This is a genomic window from Pseudomonas haemolytica (genome assembly GCF_009659625.1).
Taxonomy (GTDB): domain Bacteria; phylum Pseudomonadota; class Gammaproteobacteria; order Pseudomonadales; family Pseudomonadaceae; genus Aquipseudomonas; species Aquipseudomonas haemolytica.
The window spans coordinates 853,949-879,848 of the sequence record NZ_VOIW01000001.1 but is presented as its reverse complement, the minus strand read 5'-3'; the positions used below and the strand labels follow the sequence as shown (position 1 = coordinate 879,848).

General features: G+C 57.7%; 25 protein-coding genes. 20 read left to right on the top strand and 5 right to left on the bottom strand.

Annotation, left to right across the window (positions count from 1 at the left end; genetic code table 11):
- Window positions 1–37 precede the first annotated feature (37 nt).
- Window positions 38–943, bottom strand: a complete 906-nt coding sequence (locus FRT59_RS04065) for a LysR family transcriptional regulator (RefSeq protein ID WP_153870458.1) — start codon at window positions 941–943, stop codon at window positions 38–40.
- 105 nt (window positions 944–1,048) lie between these two features.
- On the opposite strand from FRT59_RS04065, the gene FRT59_RS04060 reads away from it, so the two are divergent.
- Entirely contained in the window at window positions 1,049–1,915 is an 867-nt protein-coding gene (locus FRT59_RS04060) for an MBL fold metallo-hydrolase (RefSeq protein ID WP_153870457.1), read from the top strand.
- 34 nt (window positions 1,916–1,949) lie between these two features.
- Window positions 1,950–2,564, top strand: a complete 615-nt coding sequence (locus FRT59_RS04055; protein ID WP_153870456.1) for an NAD(P)-dependent oxidoreductase — start codon at window positions 1,950–1,952, stop codon at window positions 2,562–2,564.
- On the opposite strand, the gene FRT59_RS04050 is transcribed toward FRT59_RS04055, so the two are convergent.
- Window positions 2,535–3,476, bottom strand: coding sequence for a LysR substrate-binding domain-containing protein (locus tag FRT59_RS04050; protein WP_233094149.1), 942 nt, complete (start codon window positions 3,474–3,476; stop codon window positions 2,535–2,537). The two genes, FRT59_RS04055 and FRT59_RS04050, sit on opposite strands and share 30 nt — an antisense overlap.
- Before the next feature lie 110 nt (window positions 3,477–3,586).
- Here FRT59_RS04050 and FRT59_RS04045 point away from each other — a divergent pair, with 110 nt between their 5' ends.
- From FRT59_RS04045 to FRT59_RS04035, 3 genes are all read left to right on the top strand, one after another.
- Complete coding sequence (locus tag FRT59_RS04045; protein WP_153870455.1) at window positions 3,587–5,227, top strand: 5-guanidino-2-oxopentanoate decarboxylase; 1,641 nt, start codon at window positions 3,587–3,589, stop codon at window positions 5,225–5,227.
- A 74-nt stretch (window positions 5,228–5,301) separates the two neighbouring features.
- Window positions 5,302–6,489 carry a cyanate transporter gene (locus FRT59_RS04040; protein WP_153870454.1) on the top strand — a complete coding sequence of 396 codons (1,188 nt, stop codon included), beginning with the start codon at window positions 5,302–5,304 and terminating at the stop codon, window positions 6,487–6,489.
- Between the two features lie 137 nt (window positions 6,490–6,626).
- Window positions 6,627–7,562: a LysR family transcriptional regulator gene (locus FRT59_RS04035; RefSeq protein ID WP_034118641.1), complete on the top strand. Its 936-nt coding sequence runs from the start codon at window positions 6,627–6,629 to the stop codon at window positions 7,560–7,562.
- Window positions 7,563–7,629: 67 nt separating this feature from the next.
- Here FRT59_RS04035 and FRT59_RS04030 read toward each other — a convergent pair whose 3' ends face one another.
- Window positions 7,630–8,589 carry a LysR substrate-binding domain-containing protein gene (locus tag FRT59_RS04030; RefSeq protein ID WP_153870453.1) on the bottom strand — a complete coding sequence of 320 codons (960 nt, stop codon included), beginning with the start codon at window positions 8,587–8,589 and terminating at the stop codon, window positions 7,630–7,632.
- Between the two features lie 281 nt (window positions 8,590–8,870).
- On the opposite strand from FRT59_RS04030, the gene FRT59_RS04025 reads away from it, so the two are divergent.
- From FRT59_RS04025 to FRT59_RS04000, 6 genes are all read left to right on the top strand, one after another.
- A complete protein-coding gene (locus FRT59_RS04025) occupies window positions 8,871–9,830 on the top strand; it encodes an isopenicillin N synthase family dioxygenase (protein WP_153870452.1) in 960 nt (319 codons plus the stop codon).
- 14 nt (window positions 9,831–9,844) lie between these two features.
- Window positions 9,845–10,381: a hypothetical protein gene (locus tag FRT59_RS04020; RefSeq protein ID WP_052224559.1), complete on the top strand. Its 537-nt coding sequence runs from the start codon at window positions 9,845–9,847 to the stop codon at window positions 10,379–10,381.
- Window positions 10,382–10,542: 161 nt separating this feature from the next.
- Entirely contained in the window at window positions 10,543–11,613 is a 1,071-nt protein-coding gene (locus FRT59_RS04015; RefSeq protein ID WP_153870451.1) for a fatty acid desaturase family protein, read from the top strand.
- A gap of 88 nt (window positions 11,614–11,701) precedes the next feature.
- On the top strand, window positions 11,702–12,805 hold the full coding sequence (locus tag FRT59_RS04010; RefSeq protein ID WP_167524246.1) for a TauD/TfdA family dioxygenase: 1,104 nt from the start codon (window positions 11,702–11,704) through the stop codon (window positions 12,803–12,805).
- A 17-nt stretch (window positions 12,806–12,822) separates the two neighbouring features.
- On the top strand, window positions 12,823–14,007 hold the full coding sequence (locus tag FRT59_RS04005; protein WP_153870449.1) for an amidohydrolase family protein: 1,185 nt from the start codon (window positions 12,823–12,825) through the stop codon (window positions 14,005–14,007).
- Between the two features lie 43 nt (window positions 14,008–14,050).
- Window positions 14,051–15,007, top strand: a complete 957-nt coding sequence (locus FRT59_RS04000) for a hypothetical protein (RefSeq protein ID WP_034118636.1) — start codon at window positions 14,051–14,053, stop codon at window positions 15,005–15,007.
- A 461-nt stretch (window positions 15,008–15,468) separates the two neighbouring features.
- Here the strand turns inward: FRT59_RS04000 and FRT59_RS03995 are convergent, their stop codons facing one another.
- The gene (locus tag FRT59_RS03995) at window positions 15,469–16,392 is read right to left on the bottom strand and encodes a LysR substrate-binding domain-containing protein (protein WP_034118634.1); all 924 of its coding nucleotides are present in this window, start codon (window positions 16,390–16,392) and stop codon (window positions 15,469–15,471) included.
- Window positions 16,393–16,521: 129 nt separating this feature from the next.
- On the opposite strand from FRT59_RS03995, the gene FRT59_RS03990 reads away from it, so the two are divergent.
- The 3 genes from FRT59_RS03990 (at window position 16,522) to FRT59_RS03980 (ending at window position 19,187) form a co-directional block, all read left to right on the top strand.
- The gene (locus tag FRT59_RS03990) at window positions 16,522–16,698 is read left to right on the top strand and encodes a hypothetical protein (RefSeq protein ID WP_198809584.1); all 177 of its coding nucleotides are present in this window, start codon (window positions 16,522–16,524) and stop codon (window positions 16,696–16,698) included.
- A 426-nt stretch (window positions 16,699–17,124) separates the two neighbouring features.
- Window positions 17,125–18,429 carry an MFS transporter gene (tcuC, locus tag FRT59_RS03985; RefSeq protein ID WP_153870448.1) on the top strand — a complete coding sequence of 435 codons (1,305 nt, stop codon included), beginning with the start codon at window positions 17,125–17,127 and terminating at the stop codon, window positions 18,427–18,429.
- Window positions 18,429–19,187 (top strand): substrate-binding domain-containing protein, encoded by a 759-nt coding sequence (locus FRT59_RS03980; protein ID WP_153870447.1) that lies wholly within the window; start codon window positions 18,429–18,431, stop codon window positions 19,185–19,187. The genes tcuC and FRT59_RS03980 overlap by 1 nt, the downstream gene beginning before the upstream one ends.
- On the opposite strand, the gene FRT59_RS03975 is transcribed toward FRT59_RS03980, so the two are convergent.
- Window positions 19,179–20,081: a LysR family transcriptional regulator gene (locus FRT59_RS03975; protein WP_034118629.1), complete on the bottom strand. Its 903-nt coding sequence runs from the start codon at window positions 20,079–20,081 to the stop codon at window positions 19,179–19,181. The genes FRT59_RS03980 and FRT59_RS03975 overlap by 9 nt on opposite strands.
- A 382-nt stretch (window positions 20,082–20,463) precedes the next feature.
- Between FRT59_RS03975 and FRT59_RS03970 the strand changes: the two genes are divergently transcribed.
- From FRT59_RS03970 to FRT59_RS03945, 6 genes are read left to right on the top strand one after another with little or no spacing between them, the layout of a single operon-like run.
- The gene (locus FRT59_RS03970) at window positions 20,464–21,315 is read left to right on the top strand and encodes an STAS domain-containing protein (RefSeq protein WP_198809583.1); all 852 of its coding nucleotides are present in this window, start codon (window positions 20,464–20,466) and stop codon (window positions 21,313–21,315) included.
- Between the two features lie 2 nt (window positions 21,316–21,317).
- Window positions 21,318–21,680 (top strand): STAS domain-containing protein, encoded by a 363-nt coding sequence (locus FRT59_RS03965; protein ID WP_153870444.1) that lies wholly within the window; start codon window positions 21,318–21,320, stop codon window positions 21,678–21,680.
- Window positions 21,677–22,081 (top strand): ATP-binding protein, encoded by a 405-nt coding sequence (locus FRT59_RS03960; RefSeq protein WP_153870443.1) that lies wholly within the window; start codon window positions 21,677–21,679, stop codon window positions 22,079–22,081. Before FRT59_RS03965 ends, FRT59_RS03960 begins: the two co-directional genes overlap by 4 nt.
- A complete protein-coding gene (locus FRT59_RS03955) occupies window positions 22,072–23,079 on the top strand; it encodes an ATP-binding protein (protein WP_198809582.1) in 1,008 nt (335 codons plus the stop codon). The genes FRT59_RS03960 and FRT59_RS03955 overlap by 10 nt, the downstream gene beginning before the upstream one ends.
- Window positions 23,072–23,935, top strand: a complete 864-nt coding sequence (locus FRT59_RS03950; RefSeq protein ID WP_153870442.1) for a sensor histidine kinase — start codon at window positions 23,072–23,074, stop codon at window positions 23,933–23,935. The genes FRT59_RS03955 and FRT59_RS03950 overlap by 8 nt, the downstream gene beginning before the upstream one ends.
- A complete protein-coding gene (locus tag FRT59_RS03945) occupies window positions 23,925–25,850 on the top strand; it encodes a response regulator (RefSeq protein WP_153870441.1) in 1,926 nt (641 codons plus the stop codon). Before FRT59_RS03950 ends, FRT59_RS03945 begins: the two co-directional genes overlap by 11 nt.
- Window positions 25,851–25,900: the final 50 nt, after the last annotated feature.

The following is a 25,900-nucleotide window of genomic DNA, read 5'->3' as shown; positions in this document are numbered from 1 at the left end:
GCCATTATTGGGCGCCATTCAACAGATTTATGTCGGCCTAGAGACCGACATCCCACACAGGCTCCTCGGGAAACCGCAGCACCAGAAAATCCAACAGGCTGCGCAGCGCCGAGGGCATGTGTTTGCGCGAGGCGTACACCGCGTAGATGTTCATCTGCCGCGGCTCGGCGTCGGGCAGCAAACGCACCAGTTCACCGCTGCGGATCAAGTCACCGGCCTGGTAACTGGGCAACATGGCCACGCCTGCCCCGGCCAATGTCAGGCGCAACAAGGTGCTGGCCTCGTTGGCGGTGATATTGCCGTGTATCGGCACCGACACGTGTTCGCCGTGCTCTTCGAAATGCCACAGGCTTTTGCCGAAGTAAGAGTGGGTCAGACAGTTATGCCGGGCCAGGTCTTCGACCTTTCGCGGGGCCGGGTGCTCCGCCAGATAGGCCGGGGTTGCGCACACCACCGAACGGCAGACCGTCAGGCGCCGGGCGATCAGGTTCGGGTCCAGGTCATTGCTGGTACGAATGGCCAGGTCGATACGTTCATCCACCAGGTTGACGGTACGGTCGAGCATTTGCAGATCAACCGTCACCAAGGGGTAGCGTTTGACGTACTCAGCGATAACCCCAGCCAACTGTGACTGACCGAACGAGGTGCTGACACTCAGCCGCAGTTGCCCGCGTGGCGCCTCATCCGGTTCGCTGACGGCGGCCTGCATATCGCAGCACAGCTCCAGCAATTGCCGGCAGCGCGGCAGGGTTTCACCTCCTGCCGCGGTGAGGCTGAGCTTGCGCGTGGTGCGGTGCAGCAGGCGTGCACCAACCCAGTCTTCCAGCTCGGCCAGGTAGCGCGAAACCACCGGGCGCGACAGGTCGAGGTGGTCGGCAGCAGCGGACTGGCTGCCCAGGTCCACCACGGTGACAAACACGCGCATTGCTTGAAGACGATCCATGATTTGCCCGATTTTAGAAACAAACTATGTCCAAGCATCGCATTTTTTGTTGTGTTTTATGCAACTAAGCTCTGTTCACACCTTACCCATGGCAGGAGCTGCCCGATGTTCTCGACCCTCAAACGCTTGACCCTGGCCACTGCTGCCCTGGCCTTCGCCGCCCACGCCGCAGCGGCAGAGCTGAAACTTGACGTCTACAACCCAGGCGAAGCCGCGATCTTCCCGGTCAGCTCGGTGCTGGTGAGCGGCGCGAAAGACGCGATCCTGGTGGATGCGCAATTCGGCAAAGGCCAAGCCGAACAACTGGTACAGAAAATCCGCGCCAGCGGCAAGCACCTGACCACCATCTACATCAGCCATGGCGACCCGGACTACTACTTCGGCCTCGACACCCTGACCGCCGCATTCCCCGATGCCAAGGTGCTGGCCCCGCAACCGGTGGTCGACCATATCAACGCCACCGTCGCCGGCAAGCTGGAATTCTGGGGCCCGAAAATGGGTGCCGACAAACCGGCCAAGACCATCGTGCCGCAGGTACTGCAAGGCCATAGCCTGACCCTTGAAGGGCAACAGCTTGAAGTGATCGGCCTCGACGGCCCGCAGCCGGATCGCAGCTTCGTGTGGATCCCCTCCATCAAGGCCGTGGTCGGTGGTGTGGTTGTCGCAGAAAACATCCACCTGTGGATGGCGGATACCCAGGGCGCGCAATCCCATAAAGACTGGTTGGCGACCCTTAAGCGTATTGAAGAACTGAAGCCGAGCACCGTGATTCCGGGCCACTACCTGGGCACGCCTTCGCTGGCCTCGGTGAAATTCACCGCTGACTACATCAAGGCGTTCGACATCGAGACCGCCAAGGCCAAGGATTCCGCCGCCCTGATCGCGGCCATGAAAAAGCGTTACCCCACCCTCGCCGACGAGAGCTCGCTGGAACTGAGCGCCAAAGTTGCCAAGGGCGAAATGAAGTGGTGATTGGTTTTAAACCCTAACCCTGTTGGAGAACGTCATGAGCAAGATCGCAATCATTGGTGCCACCGGGCGTGCCGGTAGCCAACTGCTGGAAGAAGCGCTGCGCCGTGGGCACACCGTCACCGCCATCGCCCGCAATACCGACAAGCTAGGCGTACGCCCGGGCGTCACGCCCAAGCAAGTCGACGCACTGGATGCCGATGCCCTGGAACAAGCCATCAGCGGCAGCGACGTGGTGATCAGCGCTGCGCACTTCGCCACCTTGCCCGCCAGCGCCGTGATCGGGCCGGTGAAACAGGCCGGCGTGAAACGCTTGCTGGTGGTGGGTGGTGCAGGTTCGCTGCTGCTACCGGACGGCAGCCGGGTGATCGACAGCCCGGGCTTCCCGGAGGAATACAAGGCCGAGGCCAGTGCGGGGGCTGAATTCCTGGAAACCCTGCGTCAGGAAAAGCAATTGGATTGGACGTTCCTGTCACCCTCCGCCCTATTCGATGGAACCGAGCGCACCGGTAAATTCCGCCTGGGCCAGGATGATCTGCTGGTGAGCGGTGATGGTAAAAGCTCGATCAGTTTTGCCGACTTTGCCATCGCGTTGATTGATGAAGTGGAGACCCCGAAGCATTCACGTAAGCGCTTCACCGTGGGTTACTGATACAACGCGGTTCAAAAGTTGTGGGAGGGGGTTTGCCCCCTCCCACATTTGTGCCTGGCTGACCAGCCAATCCATCAGGGCCAACAACCCAGCAGAAGGCACCGTCCCCGGCGGATACACCAGGTAATACCCCATCCCCGTCGGCACCCGCAGCTCAAACGGCGTTGCCAGCCGCCCTGCCTTCAGATCCTCGCCAATCAACGCACGATCACCGATCGCCACGCCGGAGCCTTGTGACGCCACCGTCATCGCCAGGTCCAGTGTTTCGAAATGATGCCCCTGGCTGAGATTAGTCAGGTGCGTATCCGCCGCCTTCAACCACAGCGCCCAATCCCGTTCATCCCGCGTGGGATGCAACAGCACCTGTTGCTGCAGATCAGCCGGCGTGTGCAAGCCCTCCAGCAACGTCGGCGCACACACCGGGGTCAGTTGTTCATCGAACAGATGCCGGGCCTCGGCGGCCTGCTCAGCGATGGGCGCATAGATCACCGCCGCGTCGAATGGCTCGCGGCGAAAGTCCACGGTATAGGCCACGGTGGTGGTGAGTTCCACTGGCACATCCGGGCGCTCCTTTTGCCATTGCAGCAAGCGCGGCAGCAGCCAGCGTATGACGCAGGTGGACGCCTTGAGTTGCACGACCCCACGGCGGCTGCCGATCTGCTCCACGGCCTCGCCGATCAAGCCGAACACCCGCTGCACCCGCAGTGCCCACTCGCGACCTTCCTGGGTCAGGCTCAAGCCCCGCGCCTGGCGCAGGAACAAGGCATAGCCCAAATGGTTTTCCAACCCGGCGATCTGGCGGCTCACCGCGCCCTGGGTGATGTGCAGCTGCTCGGCGGCACGCGTGAAGTTGCAGCACTGGGCGGTGACCCAAAAGGTATGCAACGCGGGCAACGGCGGAAGGCGTTTCATCGGGGCGCAGCCATGATGTGGGGACATGGCTAGTATGACTTTTTATCGATTGTTGCCGCTACCGGCCTGCCGCTCCAATAGCGCCTAAACCCATAACAAGAGCGACATATATGGCGACCTGCGGCGAAGTATTGGTCAACCTTCTGGAAAGCTATGGCGTGGACCACGTGTTCGGCATCCCCGGCGTACACACCGTGGAGTTGTACCGCGGTTTGGCGCGTTCCAGTATCCGTCACGTTACCCCGCGCCACGAACAGGGCGCCGGCTTTATGGCCGACGGTTATGCGCGCACCAGCGGCAAGCCTGGCGTGTGCTTCATCATCACCGGGCCCGGCATGACCAATATCACCACGGCCATGGGCCAGGCCTATGCCGACTCGATCCCGATGCTGGTGATTTCCAGCGTGCAGTCGCGCAGCCAGTTGGGTGGCGGGCGCGGCAAGTTGCATGAGTTGCCCAACCAGAGCGCACTGGTGGCAGGCGTGGCGGCGTTCTCCCATACCTTGATGTCGGCGGCGGAGTTGCCCGGCGTGCTGGCGCGGGCATTTGCGCTGTTCCAGGCGGGCCGGCCGCGCCCGGTGCACATCGAGATCCCGTTGGATGTGTTGGTGGAAAACGCCGATGCGCTGCTGGGCAGTGAGCCGGTCAGCGTGGCCCGCGCCGGTGCGGCACCGGCGGCGGTCAAGCAGATGAGCCGCTTGCTCGGCGCCGCCAAGCGCCCACTGATCCTGGCCGGTGGCGGTGCCATCGATGCCGCGCCCGAATTGACCCGCCTGGCCGAAGCCCTCGGTGCACCCATGGCCCTGACCATCAATGCCAAAGGCCTGCTACCTGCAGCACACCCACTGTTGATCGGCTCGACCCAAACCCTGGTGGCCACCCGCGCCCTGATCGCCGAGGCCGATGTGGTGCTGGCCATCGGTACGGAACTGGCGGAAACCGACTACGACGTGACCTTCGCCGGCGGCTTCAAGATTCCCGGCGCGCTGCTGCGTGTCGATATCGACCCGGACCAGACCGTACGCAACTACCCGCCCCAGGTAGCGCTGGTGGCCGACGCACACATCGCCGCCGAGGCCTTGCTCACCGAACTCAACCGCGAGCCGCTGGCGCCGCGCAATACCGAGTGGGGCGCAGCTCGCGTCGCCCGTTTGTGGGCCGAACTGGAGCCCACCTGGGATACCGCCACCCGCATACAAACGCGGTTGCTCAACACCGTCCTGGATGAACTGCCCGGCGCCGTGCTGGTGGGCGACTCCACCCAGCCGGTGTACAGCGCAAACCTGGCCCTGAACCTCGACCACCCACGCCGCTGGTTCAACTCATCCACCGGCTACGGCACCCTGGGTTATGCCCTGCCCGCGGCCATCGGCGCCTGGCTCGGGCGCGGTGACGGGCAACCCGTGGTGTGCCTGATCGGCGATGGCGGGCTGCAATTTACCCTGCCGGAACTGGCCAGCGCGGTGCAAGCGCGTACACCGGTGATTGTGTTGTTGTGGAATAACCAGGGCTATGAAGAGATCAAGAAATACATGCTCAACCGCGCCATCGAACCCGTAGGCGTGGACATCTACACCCCGGATTTTATCGGCATAGCCAAGGCGATGGGTTGCGCGGCAGAAAGCATCAATGGCATCGAATCTCTGCGCGCGGCATTGCGTACCGCCGCTGATCGCCAGGGGCCGACGCTGATTGAAATCGACCAAGGGCTGTGGGAGACGGTATGCCCGGCATCTGCAATTTTTAAATAACCCCTGCGACTTTCTGATTTGCTCCGTGCGCCCATGCATGGCCTGATCCGCCCTTGTTCACTCAAGGCAGACCCATGGAAAACGTTCAGGCAAAACCCACCACCGCTGTCTGGCTGATGATCAGCGTGGTGCTGGTCGCCCTAAACCTGCGGCCGTCGATGGCGGCCGTGGGGCCGTTGTTGTCGTCGATTCGTGCGGATGTGCCGTTGAGTTTCAGCAGCGCCGCCTTGCTGACCATGTTGCCGGTTATGGCCATGGGCCTGGCGATGTTCTTTGGCATGGGCCTGGCCAAGCGTTGGGGCGAACATCGCAGCATTGTGCTGTCGCTGTTGGTCATCGGCGTGGCGACCTTGTCGCGGCTGTTCCTGGATTCGGCGCTGGAGCTGATCGTCAGCGCCATTGCGGCGGGGATCGGTATTGCGCTGATCCAGGCGCTGATGCCGGCGCTGATCAAGTCACGGTTCAGCGCTAACGTTTCGCTGTTCATGGGCCTGTATGTCACCGCCATCATGGGCGGCGCCGCGCTGGCTGCGTCGTTCTCACCCTTGGTGCAAGTGCACACCGGCAGTTGGCGCATCGGCCTGGCAATCTGGGCGGCGCTGGCGCTGCTGGCCCTGATGTTCTGGTATGCGCAGCGGGCGGTCTTGCCGCCATTGCCCCAAGCCGGTTCTAGCGCGCAGGAATCATTCTTCGGCAATCGCCGCGCCTGGTTGCTGGCGATCTTTTTCGGCCTCGGCACCGCGTCCTACACCTGTGTGTTGGCGTGGCTGGCGCCGTACTACGTCGAGCAGGGCTGGAGCGAACAGAATGCCGGCTTGCTACTGGGCTTTTTGACTGCCATGGAAGTGGTCTCCGGGCTGGTCACCCCGGCGATTGCCAACCGCCGCCAGGACAAACGTGGCGTGGTCGCAGTGCTGCTGGTGCTGATCATCCTGGGGTTCTGCGGCCTTATTCTCAGCCCGCAACACTGGAGCCTGCTATGGCCGTGCCTGCTCGGCCTGGGTATCGGCGGCCTGTTTCCGATGAGCCTGATCCTGTCCCTCGACCACCTCGAGAACCCGCGCCGCGCGGGTGGCCTGACTGCGTTTGTGCAAGGCATCGGTTACCTGATCGCCGGCCTCTCGCCACTGATCGCCGGCATGATCCGCGACCAACTGGGCAGCTTTGAATGGGCCTGGTGGTCATTGACGGCGGTGATCGTGCTGATGCTGCTGATCGTCGTACGCTTCGATCCGAAGCATTACGCGCAACATATCCGCTGACGTCGTGTTGTAAACATTTTTTGTCCCACACGAAACATTGAATGGTCCTACAGAGCTTTCTATTGGCACGAGCGTTCCGTTAACATTTTGCCCAGTCTTGTACTGAATTCGGTACAAAGGGTTTACGGACGAAACCGATGCTAAACAGTAACTTGCTCAGAAAGCTCGATATGCAGGATCTGATGGTGTTCATCGCCGTCTACGACCAGAGCAGCGTTACCGATGTGTCCGAGACGCTGTTCGTCAGCCAGTCCACCGTGAGCTACAGCCTGAAGAAGCTGCGCACCAGCTTTGAGGATGAGCTGTTTATCAACACGCGGGCTGGCATGCGTCCGACGTACAAGGCCACCAACATGTACGGGCATGTGCAGAAGATCCTGGAAAGCATCAACCTGTGTCACGCCGGTGGCCAGACCTTCGACCCGACCCAGCAGGCCGTGACCTTCAATGTGTGCGCCCCGGAATACTTCGAACAACTGATCCTGCCGCGCCTGCTGAAGCACTTCGACCACGCCGACCTGCCGGTGATCGTCAATGTACAAAAGCTGGAAACCGACATCCCCGCCGACGACCTGCGTGAAGGTCGCCTCGACTTGGTGATCTGCTTCGGCCCGCACTTTCACCGCGCCCATAAAGACTTCAAGACACAGATGCTGCTCGAAGACGACCTGGTCTGCGTGTTTGACCAACGCTCGGCCCCCCGGGAACCGGCATTCAGCCTGCAGTCCTTCGTCGAGCGTCGCCACGTATTTCCCACGCCGTGGAGCTCCGACACCAACATGATCGACGGCTGGCTCGCACGCCAGGCCCGCAAGCGCCAGGTGATCGCGCGGGCCAACAGCTACAGCGCGGCATTGAAGATGATTGCCGGCACCGACTTCATCGTCACCCTGCCCCGCCGTGTGCAGAAGTTGCTGGCGCCGGCACCGGTGTTCGGTGTGTGCGAGGCCCCCAACGGTCTGCCGGGGTTCACTCTGGATATGCAGTGGAACGAAACCAGTGGGCAGGACAGCGCCAATACCTGGTTTCGCGAGCAAGTGGTGAGGGTGTGCGCGGATCAGGGCTTGCTGTAGGAACCGAGCTTACACGCACGCCACCAGCACGGGGTTCAGGCGCAACACGGCATTGTCGGCCTCATTATCAAATGGCCAGTGATGCGCGGCGCTTAGTGACAGTCTGCGACGCGTCATCCCGAGCAACTTGATAATCGGCATGACAGCTAGCTATCACCTTGACCATCCATGCCAGAAACTTTTTTACGGCTCCTGAACGTTCACGCCCTGGAACGCATACGGCTGAAAACTGCGCGCCAGGAATCTTGATGTCCGGTCTATAAGGAATCAGCAATCCATTGGCAACGTAGTCTGCCGCCAGGACCGTGCTCGCCAGCGTCAAACCATGCCCGGCAATAGCGGCCTGGAGTGCAAAATGTTCATCGTTGTACTCACGCAAGACAGCTTTTGCGAGCCAGCCTTCATGATTCGCAGCTGCGCACCAAGCGGCCCAACTAATTGAAGCGGGCGATGACGTAGCCCAACGTATATTTATAAGTTTCAGCGAAGTTTCAACTTCTTCTTCCTTCCAGTGAGCGTGGGAGAACACGCCAAACTGCTCGCGCATCAGCGCTTGACTGTACAATTCTGGAAAATCGCGAAATCCACAACGAATAGCCAAGTCCACAGATGAGTCACGGAATAAATCGACCACTTCATTACTGGTTTCAATACTTACATGAATGTCAGGATGTTCACTATAAAATTTAGCCAGCCGAGGGATCAGCCATAACGAGGCGAATGCCGGCGTGGTTGAAACTCGGAGTGTATTGGTGTCGGCCGGAGGCTTCAGCGTCGACATACTACTGCTTATATCCAAAAAAGAAAGATGCACCTTTGAATATAATCTCTCACCGTTATCGGTGAGTTTGACACCGTGGGGAGTTCGCACAAAAAGCATACTACCCAGCAAGTTTTCGAGTGTTTTTATTTGTTGTGATACCGCCGCCGGGGTAACAAACAACTCTGCGGAAGCTGCTTTAAACCCACCCAGTCGTGCGGCGGATTCAAACGCTCGAATGGCTGTCAACGGCAATTTTGCGAACATTAAGTCATCCCCCTTCCATGGTGAAAAAAACTAAGCCAGGCTTACTTTATCTGATTTGCCTCGGCTTTCATAGAAGGGAATTCTAGGCTACGCCACCCAGCCTGTAAGACGAAGCCTGGCGATTGCGGATCGTCGAGTACTTGTGACAACGCTTGCGGGTCGGCGGAGTTGCTTAGTCTAAATAATGACACTGGCCTATTTACGGCCTATCCCTGCCTGTGCATTTCAGCATTCATGGATTAGGTCTTTTTGCGCCTTTTTTTAGAGCCAATGGTGCTTCTATGGAAAAAAGCATACCCATAATTGACGTCGGTAGTTTGACGCAGGGGACAGATATATCACCGCGCCTAGTTAAGGAGATCGACACTGCGTGCAGGGACGTCGGATTCTTCACAGTCGTTAATCACGGCGTAGATGAAACACTTATTTCGACGGTGTTCTCTCACATTGAGTCTTTTTTTGACCTGCCTATTCAGGCCAAGGAAAAAATCGAAATTCATAAATCTGCGTATATGCGTGGCTACTTTAGCGAAGGCGCAGATAAGTCAGATGGCATATTGGGCGATGTCAAAGAGGGATTTGACATGGCTACGGACTTGCCACTTGACGACGCGTTCGTAAAAGCGAAACTGCCTTTTTACGGCCCCAATGTATGGCCAGAGGAATTGCCCGACTTCAAGCTGGCGATGACGGAATATCACTCGCAGATGCTCGCGTTCGGAAAAAAGCTGCTTAACGTATTTGCCCTTGCGCTGAATATGCCTATCGATTACTTCGACGATAAATTCAAGAAACCGATGGCTCAACTAAGAGTTCTACGCTACCCCTCCACTCAATATACATATGGCGAGCCAATGGGCGCTGGAGAACATACAGACTTCGGCTGGATAACCATGATCTCGGAAAGTGATACAGGCGGATTGGAGGTGCAAAGTGCTGATGGCGCCTGGATCAAAGTCAAGCCAATTCCAAATGCCTTTGTGGTCAACGTCGGTGATTTAATGTCTCGCTGGACGAATGACCGCTACAAGGCAACCCTGCACAGGGTAATAAACACCTCTGGCAAATTGCGCCACTCGGCGGCGTTTTTCATGGATCCGGACTACACCGCCAAGGTGGAATGCCTGCCAAGTTGTTGCGCAGACGACAGCCCTGCGAAATATGGCGCGATTGTGGCCGGAGAGTACATGGACCAGCGCTTCCTGGAAACGACCACGTTTCGTGAACTTGAACCCAATTAGTAGGAGCATTGAACGTGCTAGGTAAAGAATATACATTCTATCTATCAGCGATCGTAGCGATACTCGGGACTGTGGGCTATCACATGCTCATGAAGAAAATACCGTCTACGATCAACCCCTTGGTTTCAATTGTCAGTATTTATGTGGCGATTGTTATTCTGTCTACGTTGATGTTGCCGTTCTTTTTGGGTAGCGGAACTTTGCTGGCCGGGCTGAAGCAAATGACATGGCTTCAGGGAGGCATCGCATTTTGCATCTTAATGATGGAAATCGGTTTCTTGATGATGTACCGCAGCGGATGGGACCTCAGTACAGGCAATATCGTTACCGGCGCGATTATCAATATTGCCCTTGGTTTCATTGGCGTATTTCTTCTTAAAGAAGGACTGTCCTATTTGAACATTGCTGGCGTGTTGTGCTGCATCGTCGGCGTGATACTGATCGGCTACAAATCAGATAGCGGGGATCAACACTTGAACCCGGATACTAACGCAGCGGTCTCGGTTGCCTCTGCATCAATGGCGCCAGACGCAGCAGTGAAAGACCAATAGCCGCCAGGATAAGTGCAACGCTTTCGCGTTATGTTGCGCGCGTTCATACCCGAGCCTCGCCGTCATTTCCACGAGCGCAACTAAGTGATTACGCCTGTTAGAGGCATGGTCGATTGCTCAATGCTAGCCCCCACACCAGCTAAAAAGCTTGAGAGGCGTTAATGTCTTTACTTTATGCTGAACACTATCTGCGCGCTATCAAAGACGTTAACGCGAAAAACCTCCTCATTTCGATAGCTAAAGAGCGAAAGTTACTGCCCTCTGTGACGGTGCTGAGTGCGATAGCGATATTGACTGCGTCCGGTATGTTCCTGGCATGTAGTGAACAGATTATTGCGGTGTCAGGCGCTATTCTCCTTATTGCCCTTGCAAAAATCTGGTCGTGGTACCTGAGCCATGATTGTGCACATAATGCTGTATTCAGGTCGAAGAAAAGCAACTCTATAGTCGGAGAGTGTTTGTCTTTTCTCAACGGTCTCTCCTTTTTCTCGTTTGAGGCATATAGAAAAGACCATGTCCGGCATCATGCCGAAAGAATCGACATTGGTGGGTTCGATAGCATCAGTTTTTCTATCGCTTACCCAAGATTATTTAGGGTGATCGCCTTTGCGGAAACAATATACCTCCCTGCCTTCTACTACCTGATCAAGATAATCAATATCTACCATGTGATATTCAGTGGAAGCAGGCGCGACGCAACCAGGGGTGTAGGCAGCCTTTGCATTTATGCTGTCGCATACGTCACGTTTGCCCGGTCTTCGCTGATGCTTGTGCTGGTATGGCAAGCCTCCTCCTTCATCAGAATACACGTAGTACGTTTCGTCGACTGTTTCCAGCATTCTTTTCAGCAGGTGTATGTGGATGGGGAAAAGCTAACCCATGGAAAACTCTATGAAATCCAGAATACATTCTCGGTACCCGTGGCTAGAAAGTTCACCTTTCTCAATCTGATTATTTTGAATTTTGGTTACCATACGGCGCACCACTGCTTTCCAACCTGCCCTTGGTACATGTTGCCAAAACTGGAAAGTGCAATAATCGAACAACTCAGACTCTACGGGGTATCTGACGCGAGAGAAGAAAGTATCACCTTCTTCAATTTTCTGGATGCCTATCATCGTGGGCGGTTATCAAGAGTCGTCAGCACCGATGAAGGACAGCCATATGATGCTGACGGTAAGTTTAGTACCCATCAGTTTACCGGCGCATACACGGACAAACTCTTAGGCTAAGTGGCACGCTCGTTTCGCCCCCATCAACAGGGTAACTGACAGTGAGCCGAGAGCCCCTCCTCGGAACTGTTTAGCAATGGTCTCAGAGATGACCAACTTCAGCACCTGGCGCCAGTCATTTAACTATAACTCCAGCCATGAAAAATCAATTAGATCTTTAGAAGGAGCGTGTGTGGACGATTCATGTGGAGCTTCCAATAGCTTCTGGCTCACAGCCGTTGAAAAAGAGAGTGTTCGGGACGCGCTTATAGACATTTGCTACGAGCCGACAGGAGGGCGAGACTATATCCATCTGATTCGCATGACAGCCTATCAGAAGTTCCCCCAGCGCCTTCTGAAGAAGCTGGAATCGCTCAAAGATAACGATGCATCTTACTGTGTATTTGAGAACCTTCCTGTTGATGACGCCTTTGGCAGTCCGCAAGGCGACGCCGACAGCTTAAAATTCAAAAGTGGTTATCTCTCTGAAAACGTATTGGTCGCCCTGGGCAGTTTGATAGCGGAACCCTACTCTATCAAACACGAGGGGCCGAAACTGGTCAATGATTTAGTGCCGCATCCGGAGGCAGTAGGCGAGTATACCGGCAATGGTTCGGATCTGGAGTTGGACCTGCATACTGAAAACGCCTTTCAGGCTCATGACTCACGTGGCGACACGTCGCCACTGGCCCTGTTGCTTCTCGGCGTTCGAGGTGATCCTTGCGGTGTCGGCCCGAAAACCTGGGTGGCCGATGCAAGGCAAGCGCTTCAGATTCTAGAAAAAGTGGATATTGAACTGCTGTATGGCAAACATTTTATTATTCGCCAGCCCTACCGCTGGAGGAACAGTTCCACTAGAACTCAAGAGACTCATGTATACCCTATTCTGAGCGGGCCGCTGACTCACCCTCGAGTCACTGCCGCGTTTTACCCGGACATGGTTATTGCCGCTGATTACGAAGCGCGGAATAGCCTGTTGAGGTTTTACGACGCACTTAAAAGCGTGGCGCGCCCATTGGACATTCAACCTGGCAAGTTGGTGTACATCAATAACCGTTTCATGCTTCATTCGCGTGACAGCTTTACCCCCACATTCGATCCAGCGGGGCACGCGTACCGCTGGGTCCAGCGTTTGTTCATAACTAATAACTTGTGGAATTTTCGATCGTTCAATACCGCTGGCGGGCGAATCTTCGAACCCGTTACTCGGTGATATAACAGGTCAATAAAATGTCGAACCTTAAGTCATATACATCCATCATTCATAATATAGGCACTTTCCTGACGGGGGATCTCGCAGCACCACTCGTTGATGCAGACACACTGGTCAGTGTGGGCGGAATGATCACGTACGTCGGTCAGGCTGTCGATGTGGACTTTTCAACTGCAGATCTGGTGATTGACGCGAAACAGAGCACTGTCATGCCGGGTTTGATCGACAACCACACTCACCCGACTCTGGGTGAATACAGCCCACGCTCCGGCAACCACAATTGGATCTGGCACTCATTGCAGGGCGGCGTAACGACCATGATTTCTGCCGGGGAGGTGCACGTTCCAGGGCTACCGACCGACAGGGTCGGCACTATCGCAATGGCAATTGCTGCCCAACGCTCTTTTTCCAATGCGCGCCCTTGCGGGGTAAAAATGGAAGCAGGTGCACCACTGCTCAATGACGAGTTTTCGGATCAGGACTTTGCCGAAATGGTTGCCCAAGGCATCAACCAACTGGGAGAGGTCGGGATAGGCCCTGTCAAGTCAGTCAGTCGTGCAGCTGAATTGGTCAAGATGGCTCGCAAGCATGGCATGACGTCCATTACCCACACGGGTGGTCCTTCGATTTCTACCTCGCAGAGAATGGGTGCAGAAGAGATCCTTGAAATTGCGCCCGACATCATTGGCCATATCAATGGCGGTTATACCGCACTGGCACCCAGCCAGATCAGGTGCCTGTGTGAAGGCTGCCTGGGCGCCTTGGAAATCGTGCATAACGGGAACGAGTTCGCGGCAGTGACCACACTGAATTACGCACGAGAAATGAACCAACTTGATCGCATAGTCATTGGAACAGATTCTCCAGCCGGGTGCGGCGTTCCTGCGCTGGGCATGCTCAGAGCAATTGCCTTGCTCAGTAGTTTCGGCGACGTCCCCCCGGAAAAGGCCGTCTGCTTTGCCACGGGTAACACTGCAAAGGTACGCAAGTTGAACCGCGGGGTTCTAAAGGTCGGAAGAGAAGCCGACATTCTGATCGCGTGTGGGCCGCTCGGTGGAGCAGAGCCCAGCGTACTGGGCAGTTTCAGCAGTGGTGACCTTCCAAGTATCACCTCGGTCCTGATTGATGGACGCCTGGTAGTAAGACAATCCAGGAACTCACCACCGCCCTCTGTCACACCTGAAATAACGCTGCGTAACTAAATAGAAGCGTCCCGAGAGGGACGCCGCCTCGAGAATCCCATATATGCATAGAATCCTGCCCGAAATCACGCGCAGAGGGCCTACCGTACTCGCCTGCGGTTGCGCGATTGGATTGGCTATCCCCTATCTGGCAGATTTGGCGAGACCGTTGCTCCCCGTCATGGTCTTCATATTCGTTCTAGGCACGCTCCTGCGCATCAACAACGCTGAAGTCATCACTGCGGCAAAAAACTTGAAAATATCCCTGATATTTCCAGTCTTGATGGTTGTTGCTTGCCCTTATCTTTTCGGAATGCTTTCACTTTACCTCAGCGGTAATCAGGAACTGTCCCTTGCGATAGCCATCGCTGTTGCCGCCCCGCCGGCCAGCGGAAATGCAGCAGTCGCAAGAATGCTCGGGCTTGACCCTTCGATGTCACTGGTGACTGCGCTCTGCTCTATGGCAATTATCCCGATCACCGCTCCCCTGATACTCCACCTATTCGCAGACGGCCTTTCACTCTCTTTAAACCCTATTGATCTGGCGATCAGACTGGTCGTGTTGATAGGAGGAGCCGAAGGGGCTGCTATATTGATACGTCGCTTTTCGCAAACGTTCGTCGCCACACACGGCTTGGCTATCGACGGTATTGTCGTGATCGCTCTTTTCCTCTTTGCAGTAGGAACGATGGCGGGCATGCAGCAGGTTATTCTGGAGACCCCTTCGTTGGCCATTTCAATGATCGCCATCGCCTACGGCATAAACGTTTGCCTGCAACTGCTCATGGGCTGTTTATATCCCGGGTCACTGATGTCGAAGTTCACCATGGCACTCAACGGCGGCAATAGAAATGTTGGCCTATTGTGGTCTGCTCTTGGGGTCAGTCTCTCCCCTACCATGGCGTTGTATTTCGCATGCTGCCAGCTGCCTATCCACACCATGCCGAAGATACTGCAGTTTGTTTTACCTAGAATTGAAAGTTGTTTGAACAAACTGGTTCTAAGCAAAAATCGAATCTGAGTTATTACCGTCTGGAACTGCATAAAATGATACTCACACCCGACCATATCAGGCAGATCGCCGAACGCTCTTCGTCGGAGTCTACTGCCTGCGCGTGTATTCGAGGCTTGTCGCAGGGGTGGGAGACCTTGCCCAAGGTACTCGAGGCGAGCAACCTCTTGCGCTTCATAGGCGAAATCACGATCGATAAAGATCAAGACCCCAGCCTTGATGAATACCACCCCGACGGTACCCATTTCTGGTCTGAAGACGCCCCTGTCTGCCTTGAATTCTTTCCCTATAATATTTCAAGCATTTGGGGCTGTAAGCGATGCTCGCGAGCATTCCTGAGATTTACGGAAGCAGGTGCATATCATTCCGAGCAACGCATCCGTATTTTGCGTACGCCCCTCATTAGCAACCCCGCTCAAGAAACGCATTTTCAGAATTAGCGGTTTTTAAGCAGGCCTGTAGGGAAAGCTTCAGGCTTTGTTCACCAGCCCTCGATCACTCATGAAAGCCTCCAACCGCGACCGCATCCAGCGTTCCGCCGGGTCGGTGTCGACGTGGCTGAGCCAGACCATCGACAAGTCCAGGGTCGGGGTTTCGAACGGAAACGGCTCGCAGAACAGGTTCCCGCTGGCAGCCATGGCCTGGGCGGTGTAGTCCGGCAGGCTGGCGATCATGTCGGTGCCGGCAAGCAGCGCCGGCAACGAGCTGTACTGCGGCACCGACAGCACCACATGGCGTTTGCGGCCTACTTCCGCCAGCCACTCATCGGCAAACCCGGCCACGTTGGCGGTATGGGACACCAGCACATGGGGCCGTGCGCAATATTCGTCAAGGGTCAGCGGCGTGTCCGATGCATCGGCGCGCAGCAGGCAGGGGCGGATATGCCGCAATAGTTTGCGCTTGGCATTCGCCGGCAGGCCGCGGGTCTGGGTGATGCCGACGGTGATATCGCCGGAAGCCAGCAGGTCGGGGATGCGCCAGTAATCCACATGCTGCACCACGAACACCACCTGCGGCGCTTCCTGGCGCAAGGCCCGCAGCAACGGCGGCAGCAAGCCGAACTCCACGTCATCGGACAAGCCGATGCGGAAGGTCATGGTGCTGATGGACGGATCAAAATCGTGGGTCAGGCTCAGGGCCGAAGACAGGGAGTCCAAGGCCGGCGACAGATGTTGGATAATTTCCTCGGCGCGAGCCGTGGGCTCCATGCGATGGCCGACGCGAATGAACAGCGGGTCGTTGAACAATGTGCGCAAGCGGTTGAGGGCCGAGCTGATGGTCGGCTGACCGAGAAACAGCTTCTCCGCCACCCGCGTCACATTGCGCTCGAGCATCAGTGCTTCGAAGACCACCATCAGGTTGATGTCGGCCTTGCGTAATTCATTGCGATTCATCTGCACCTGCCCCTTTCCCCAAGACAAGCGGCAGTTTAGAAAGGCCGCAGGGCTGCGTCTATGTGCGCACTGTTCATCCAGCGGCTTTGGGACTATAAATCAGCTCTTGAAGGTTACAGGTACACCATTGTGCTGGTCATTTTCGCCCTAAGCCTGCTGCTCAGCGGGGTTTTGTTCTGGGCCATCAAATACATCGTCCACCCTACCGCCAGGACATTGTTGCGGGTTTTTGTCGGTCTATGCCTGGCGGCGGTAGTGGCTTACCTGGTGCTGGCTTCCGGGTTTCCGACCTCGTTGCTAGTGTGATGGGTCTCCAGGTCTCTGGCGCAGGCGTTTGCCCAGCTTTTTCGGATAGGCTCCCACAATTTGACCGCGTTTGTCCTGATACTCAGGGTTTCAGCGGGCGTTCCTGATCCCGTTCTGAAAGCTCTGTCCCATCATCAGGATGCTTCCAGGTTTGCGGTTTTTCTTCCTCACGTTGTTGCCGAGGCTCTTCACGTTCCGACTCGTCGTGCTGCTTCTGCTCGTTCCCCATAGCCACCTCCCATCCGTAAGAATTGGACACATGCTCAAGCATAGATCAAGGCAGGGCTTTTGACGGAAGCACCGATTGATAGCCAATGCACATCAATCCATCCAAATTTGTCACTTATCATTTCTAAATGTGTCAGCCACTATCCCAAGTCTTAGGCGAAACAAGCACTTTAAAAAGAACGCTGGAGACACAAAACCATGACTAGCCCTTCCCGGCCCGACTCTGCCCGCTCGAAAATCGGTGCGGTTTTCCGCGTCACTTCGGGCAATTTCCTCGAACAGTTCGACTTCTTCCTGTTCGGTTTCTACGCCACCTATATCGCTGCCGCGTTCTTCCCCGCCGCTAATGAGTTTGCGTCATTAATGATGACCTTCGCCGTGTTCGGTGCGGGCTTCCTGATGCGGCCACTGGGCGCAATCATTTTGGGTGCCTACATTGACGATGTCGGTCGCCGCAAAGGCTTGATCGTGACCTTGTCGATCATGGCCAGCGGTACGCTGCTGATCGTGTTGGTACCGGGTTATCAGACTATTGGCCTGTGGGCGCCATTGCTGGTGCTGCTGGGTCGCTTGCTGCAAGGCTTCTCGGCCGGTGCGGAACTGGGCGGTGTGTCAGTTTACCTGTCCGAAATGGCCACTCCGGGCCGCAAGGGGTTCTACACCAGTTGGCAGTCGGGCAGCCAACAGATCTCCATCGTGGTCGCCGCCGCACTCGGCTATGGCCTGAACGTGTGGATGGAACCGGCGGTGGTAGCTGACTGGGGCTGGCGTATTCCCTTCGCCGTCGGGTGCGTAATCATTCCGTTTATCTTCGTGCTGCGTCGCAACCTGCAGGAAACCGAAGAGTTCGCCAACCGTAAACATCGCCCGACGATGCGCGAAGTGCTGGCGACGCTGGTGAAAAACTGGACCGTCGTGATCGGCGGCATGCTGATGGTGGCCATGACGACCACAGCGTTCTATTTGATCACTGTATACGCCCCGACCTTCGGCAAGACCGTACTGCAATTGAGCACGTCCGATGCTCTGCTGGTGACCTTGCTGGTGGCCGTTTCGAACTTTGTCTGGCTGCCGATCGGTGGCACCCTGAGCGACCGTTTTGGCCGCAAACCGGTGTTGATCGCCATGACGGTGCTGACCGTTCTGACCGCTTATCCAGCGTTGTCCTACGTGGTGAACGCGCCGAGCTTCGGCCATATGCTGGAAACCCTGCTGTGGTTCTCCTTCCTCTACGGCATGTACAACGGCGCGATGATCCCGGCACTCACCGAAATCATGCCGGTAGAAGTGCGCGTGGCGGGTTTCTCCCTCGCCTATAGCCTGGCGACGGCGATCTTCGGTGGCTTCACCCCGGCGATCTCCACCTGGTTTATTCACATTACCGAAGACAAGGCTTCGCCGGCCTACTGGATGATGTTTGCCGCGCTGTGCGCCCTGTGCTCGACCCTGGCGCTGTATCGCCGCGCCAACACCCGTGGCCAGGTGATGCAGGAGGCGGCGTGATGAAGCCATTGCTCAAGACGTTGACGGCACTGACCCTCGGCGCCCTGGCGCTGGCGGCCCAGGCCGAAGAGCTCAAGGTAATGACCTCTGGAGGTTTCACCGCCGCGTATAAGTTGCTCGGCCCGCAATATGCCCGGCAAAGCGGCGACACCCTCGACACGATCCTGGGGCCGTCGATGGGCAAGGCGCCGGAAGCGATTCCCAACCGCCTGGCCCGTGGTGAACAGGCTGATGTGGTGATCATGGTCGGCTATGCCCTGGATGAGTTGATCAAGCAGGGCAAGGTCGACCCCGCATCCCGGGTCGAGCTGGCGGATTCGAGAATCGGCCTGGTGGTGAAGGACGGCGCGGCCAAACCTGCGATCGGTACTGATGCCGAACTCAAGGCGGTGCTGAGCAAGGCCAAATCCGTGGCGTACTCGGACAGCGCCAGCGGTGTTTATGTCGAGAAAGAGCTGTTCAAGAAACTCGGCATGCCGGCCAAAGGCACCATGATCGAACGCATCCCGGTGGCCGAACAGGTCGCCAAGGGGGATTACGAAGTCGGCTTGCAGCAGGTGGCAGAATTGCTGCCGGTGAAGGGCGTGACGTATGTCGGCAAGATCCCGGAAGATGTGCAGTCCGTTACCCGCTTTGCGGCAGGCGTTCCGGTAAACGCCAAACACCCGCAAGAGGCCAAGGCGCTATTGCAGTTCATGGCCTCGCCCCAGGCCCAACCGGTGGTGCAATCCACCGGCCTGGACTCGGTATCACGCTGAGCGAAACGGCATTTCCCGCACCAATCGCTCCAACTCCAGCGCCGCCGGTGGCAACGTCCGCCCGCGGCGCTTGATCAAGCCCACATTGCGCATCACTTGCGGCTCCACCAAGGGCACACTCATCAGGATCGGGTGATCGCCCGCCGGCATCGCAATTGACGGAACCATCGCCACACCTAAACCCGCCTCCACCAGCCCGATCATCGTGGTCACGTGATGGGTCTCGCAGATACTCGGCTTTTTCACCCGAACGCCCCGCAACGCCTGGTCGAGCAGGAAACGGTTACCCGAGGTTTTGTCCACAGTGATGTAGTCGTGCTCATAAGCCTCGGCCCAGCTCACACTCTCGCGCTCGGCCAACGGATGATCACGACGGCAGGCCAGCACATAGCGCTCCTGCAACAACAATTCAAACTCGACCTCGTCCGCCAGGCTGCCGCTGAAACTCACGCCAAAATCCGCCTCGCCACTCTCCACCGCATTGCACACTTCACCGGCGCTGGCATCCAGCACCCGCAGGCGAATCTTCGGGTACAGCTTGTGGAATTCGGAAATCACGTGGGGCATGAAGTAGTACGCAGTGGACGGCACACAGGCGATGGTGACGTTGCCCATGCGCGTGGACGCGACGTTACTGATGCCCATCAAGGCGATATCGAGGTCGTCGAGCATACGTTCCACCTGGGGCAGGAACGCGCGGCCGACCATGGTCAGGCTGACACGCCGCGTGGTGCGCTCGAATAGCTTTACGTCGAGGGCGGATTCGAGTTTTTCGATACGCCGGCTGAGGGCCGGTTGCGAGATTCGGATTGCCTCGGCGGCGCCACGGAAACTGCCCTTGTCTACCACGGCGCGGAAGGCCTGGAGGTCGTTGAGGTCGAAGTTGATGATCACGGGAGGCAAGCCAGAGTGGTCGGGATGATCGGCATTATCGTATGGGAGCCAGTGGGACGCCACGTGTGGGGGGCCGGTTTGCTGTAATAACCTTGCTGCACCTATGAGGCCATGACTATCAGTGGCTTATTAGCCGTCATCGGCCACGCAATCTCAGCTACTGCGAAGCCTGCGCGAAACGCTGTCGATCCAGGCGTGCTTTACGGTGGCAAAAATATACGGAACTGTTTCATCTGCGCGAGGACTGATCCCCATGGATTGACGCGTGCAGCGCTGCGGGAGGGGCTCAATTTCCGTAGGAAATCCCGCAAAACAATTCAAAATGCTTCAAGTTAGTATAAATTGCGTGCAGTTCATCCCAGGCATTCAAGGAGGTTACCCCGTGGCAACTCTGCAAACGAACACTATTCAGGCACTGCAAGACAATCGCAGCGCCCTCCTTGACGAATGGAATGCCAGCCTCGATACCTCGGGGGCGACGCGCAACATCAAAGGCGACGACGTCAAACAGCAAACTCGAGAGTTCCTGAATCTGCTGGCGACAGCCCTGCAACAAGGTGGTTCGCAGAACACCGACCATGAAAACTGGGCAGAGACCCGCGTATTCCTGGAAAAACTGTCCCACAGCCGCGCGCTCGCCGGCCAAGACTCGCAACAGACCGCCAGCTTCATCTTTGCCCTCAAGGGCCCGCTGTTCGCTCTGCTGCAGCGTGTGTATGCCGAGCAACCGGCGCAGCTTGCCGAACAATTGCTGAAGATCTCCGAACTGCTCGACGCACTGGGCATGCACACCATCCGCACTTTCCAGAAGTCCCGCGAGTCGGTGATCAAGCGCCAGCAGGAAGAATTGCTGGAGCTGTCGACGCCGGTGGTCAAGCTGTGGGATGGCGTACTGGCCCTGCCGATGATCGGCACCCTGGACTCGCAACGCACCCAAGTGGTGATGGAATCGCTGCTGCAGCGCATCGTCGACACCGGCGCTGAAATTGCCATTATCGACATCACCGGCGTGCCGACCGTCGACACCCTGGTCGCCCAACACCTGCTCAAAACCGTCACAGCCATTCGCCTGATGGGTGCCGATTGCATCATCAGCGGCGTGCGCCCGCAGATCGCCCAGACCATCGTGCACCTGGGCCTCGACCTGCAAGGCGTGGTCACCAAGGCCAACCTTGCCGACGCCCTGGCCCTCTCCCTCAAACGCCTTGGCGTCACCATCACCAAGGCCGTCTGAGCATGGAACGCATCCCTATTTTGCAGATGGGCGAATTCTTGCTCGTGACCATCCAGGTGGACATGCACGACCAACTTGCGCTGACCTTGCAGGACGATCTGTCCGAGCGTATCAGCCGTACCTCGGCCCGTGGCGTCCTCATCGATATCTCGGCGCTGGACATGGTCGACTCGTTCATCGGCCGTATGATCGGCACCATCTCGGGCCTGTCCCGCATCATGGATGCACAGACCGTCCTGGTGGGCATGCAACCGGCCGTGGCCATTACCCTGGTGGAACTGGGCATGACCCTGCCTGGCGTCGCCACCGCACTGAATGTGGAGCGCGGAATGAAACTGCTGCGTGACCGGGTAGAACAGTTATGACCCAAGCCAGCAATGGCACCCACCCGGTGCTGATCGAACAGGACGTCGTGCTGGCTCGACAATTGGTCCGCAAACTGGCCCAGGAGTGCGGCATGCGCCTGATCGACCTGACCAAGCTGGTTACGGCGGTCAGTGAATTGGCGCGTAACACCGTGGTCTATGGCGGTGGTGGTCATATGGACTGGGCGGTGCTTGAGAAAGACCACCGCACTGGAATACGCCTGACGTTTCGCGATGAAGGGCCGGGCATTCCTGACCTGAAGCTGGCGATGACCGACGGCTGGACATCCGGCAGCGGGTTGGGCCTGGGGCTTACCGGGGCCAAGCGCCTGGTGGATGAATTTGAACTGGACACCGCGCCAGGCAAGGGTACCCGCGTGACGATCACCCGATGGGCCTGAATATTCCCAGCGCCCTCACCCACGTGTTGTTGATTGAGGACTCCAGCCAGATCGGCCATGCCCGTCGTGTGGCACAGCGTTTCGCCGAGCAGTTGGGGTTCGATGAGACCGACGCGGGGCGCGTAGCCCTGGTGACGACTGAACTGGCCAGCAATGTCCTCAAGCACGCCGACCATGGCGCACTGCACCTGCGCGCCACGGGTAACGGAGGCGTCGAACTGATCGCCATGGACCGTGGGCAAGGCTTTGACTTGAACAGCTGCCTGGTGGATGGTTTTTCCACCGGTGGCACCCAGGGTATCGGCCTGGGGGCCATCTCACGGCTGGCCCAGGTGTTCGATGCGCATGCCGATCAGCGCGGCACGGCAATCATGGCCAGGTTGTACCCACGCGGCTCGACGACGGAAGACATTCGCTACGGAGTCAGCCAGCATTCGCTGCATGATGATCCACACTGCGGCGATGCCTGGCACCTGGCAATCGAACCCGGCCGCTTCAGCGTGATGATGGCCGACGGCCTTGGCCATGGCGAGCATGCAGAGCGCGCGGCCAGGGCTGGGGAAGAAGTGTTTGCGCGGTATGCCTTTATGGATTCGACGGTGCTGATGAGCGACATGCACATAGGCATGAACGGCACCCGAGGCGGCGCCATGGCCGTGGCCCAATACGATGCCCAGAGCGACAACCTGAGGTTTACCGGGGTCGGCAATATCGGCGCCAGCCTGATCGGGCCGGGCAAGTCGCGCGGCCTGGCGTCCCATCCGGGGATCGTCGGCGTGCAGTTCCGCAAGGCACAACCCTTCGACTACGCTCAAGTAGCCGGCCAGTTGTTGATCCTCTACAGCGATGGCCTGCAGTCGCGCTGGAACCTTGCGGATTATCCGGGGCTCGTCCATCGCCATCCGGCCCTCATTGCCGCCATCCTGCACCGCGACTTTTGTCGCGGCCGGGATGATGTCACCGTCTTTGTGATTGCCCTGGAGGCCATTGATGGCTGACACCACTGCCTCGCTCACCGCTGAAATCCAACGCCTGCGCCAGGAAGCAGACGCTCTGCGTGCGGAATTGGATGAAACCAACCAGGGCGTGCTGGCTCTATACGCCGAGCTGGACACACAAGCAGACCAACTGCGCCAGGCGTCGGACCTGAAAAGCCGCTTCCTGTCCTATATGAGCCATGAGTTCCGCACCCCCCTGGGCTCGATCCTGAGCATCACCAGCCTGCTGGCCGATGAGCTGGACGGCCCGCTGAGCGCGGAACAACACACTCAGGTCGGCTTCATTCGCAGCTCTGCCCGCGAACTGCGCGAGATGGTCGACGACCTGCTGGACCTGGCCAAGATCGAAGCCGGGCGCATCACCATCTCCCCGGCCTGGTTCGATATGTTCGACCTGTTCTCGGCTCTGCGCGGGATGTTCCGGCCGATTGTCGATGCGTCGTCCGTCGACCTGATTTTTGAAGAGCCTTCCGGCCTGCCCAAACTTTATACCGATGACAAGAAGCTGGCGCAGATCCTGCGCAACTTTATCTCCAATGCTTTGAAGTTCACTGTGCAGGGTGAAGTGCGGGTGTCGGCGCGCATGGAAAATGACCGCGAAATTCGCTTTGCAGTTCAGGACACAGGCCTGGGTATACCGGGGGAGCTGCATAAAAACCTGTTCGAAGACTTTTCCCAGATCGATTCTCCGCTGCAAAAACGCCTGCGCGGCACCGGCCTTGGCCTATCCCTTTGCAAGCGTTTCGCCGAGCTGCTGGGCGGTCGCGTGGGAGTGGACAGCACACCCGGCGTAGGCTCGCTGTTCTTTGTGATCATTCCTCTGTCCATAGCCAGCGAGAACGTCAATGAAACGTGACATTCAACTCTTGATCGTGGACGACAACGCCGCCACGCGCTATGCACTGCGTCGGCGCCTGGAGCGCCATGATTATAAGGTGCTCGAAGCTGGTACAGGCCAGGAAGGACTGGACCTGATCGCGAAAGAAAGAATTGATGCACTGATCCTGGACGTCAACCTGCCGGACATGAGCGGCTTTGATATCGTGCGGCGTTTGCGCACCGATCCGGCCACGGCCTTGCTGCCGGTGGTGCATGTTTCGGCCGCATCGATCGAGACCGGCGACATCATCACCGGCCTCAACGCCGGCGCCGACGCCTACCTGATCCATCCTGTTGACCCCGATGTGTTGCTGGCGACCCTGCGCACTTTGCTGCGTGTGCGCGACACCGAATACGCCCTGCGCGAAAGCGAGGCGCGCTTTCGAGAGATCTTCTTCAATATCAGCGCGCCGATTGCAGTAATGGATGCGCAGCTGAAGGTGCACGAATGCAATCATGCCTTCGCCCAACTGATGCACGACAACCTCAACCCGGATGCCCTGCTCGAATGCTTCGCAGACGGCCAACACGCGGTCATCCACGAACTGTGCCTGCGCCTGACCGCGGGTGAACGCTGGAAGGGCACGTTGCAGATGAAGGTCGACGGCCAACTGCGCGAGACCGAATGGCAGATTTCTCCCTATCGCCGTGCCGAACTGAGCCTGGTGTTTGTCGAAGATGTCACCGAGCATCGCCACCGCGAGCGCCATCAGCAGGCCGAACTTGCCAATGCCGCAAGCCAGCTGGCGCGCACAGAAGCGCAACTGCTCCAGGCCCAGAAAATGGATGCCCTGGGCAAACTGACCGGTGGCATTGCCCATGACTTCAATAACCTGCTGACCGGGATCATCACCAGCCTGGAACTGATCAAGAAGCGCATCGAAAGCAGCCGTACCGACAAGGTCGTGGGTTACGCCGACGCAGCGCTCAGTTCAGCCCTGAGCGCCGCCGGCCTGACCAACCGCTTGCTCGCCTTCGCCCGCCAGCAGCCGCTGGACACCCGACCGATCGATATCAATGCGCATATTCGCTCCCTGGAAGAATTGCTGGTGCGCACTATCGGCGAAAACATCGCCTTGAAACTGGAGCTGACCAACAACCCAGCCGTGGCAATGGTGGACCCGATCCAACTGGAAAGCGCGGTGCTGAACCTGGTGATCAACGCAAGGGACGCTCTGCCCCAGGGCGGCATTGTTTGGGTCACGACCTACCAGGCGTTTTCCAATGGCAACCTCAAGCTGGAAAACGGCCCCTACATCGCCCTGTCAGTACGCGACAACGGCGTAGGCATTGAGCACGACGTGATCGACAAGGTGTTCGACCCGTTTTTCACCACCAAGCCCGTGGGCCAGGGCACCGGTCTGGGCCTGTCGACCATCTACGGTTTCGCCCGCCAATCTGGCGGTGATGCGCAGATCCGCAGCGTCACCCGCCAAGGCACGGAAGTGACCATCATGCTCCCCGCCGCTGCCGGCCCCGCCGCTGCTGCCACCGAGACATTGGTGGCGCCAGGCAGGAGTCATGGCGAACACATCCTGATTGTGGAAGACATGCCCTCGGTGCGCAGTTTTGTGGCCGAGGTGCTGATCGACGCAGGTTACTGCTGCAGCCTTGCAGCGGACGGCGACGAAGCACTCGCCATCCTGCAGAACGACCCGACCATCAACCTGCTGCTCACCGATGTCGGCCTGCCGTACATGACAGGCCGCGAGCTGGCCGACCTCGCACGCAGCCTGCGTAACGACCTGCCAATCCTGTTCATGACCGGCTACGCCGAGAATGCGGCAAACCGACAGAACTTCCTGGGTGAAGGCATGGACCTGATCACCAAGCCATTCCACATCGATGAGCTGTTGAAAAAGCTCAGGCATGGTCTGGAAACAAACAACTAAGCACCGATAAAAGGGCCTTTGAGCATCTGACCCAGCCAGACAGCCAAGTG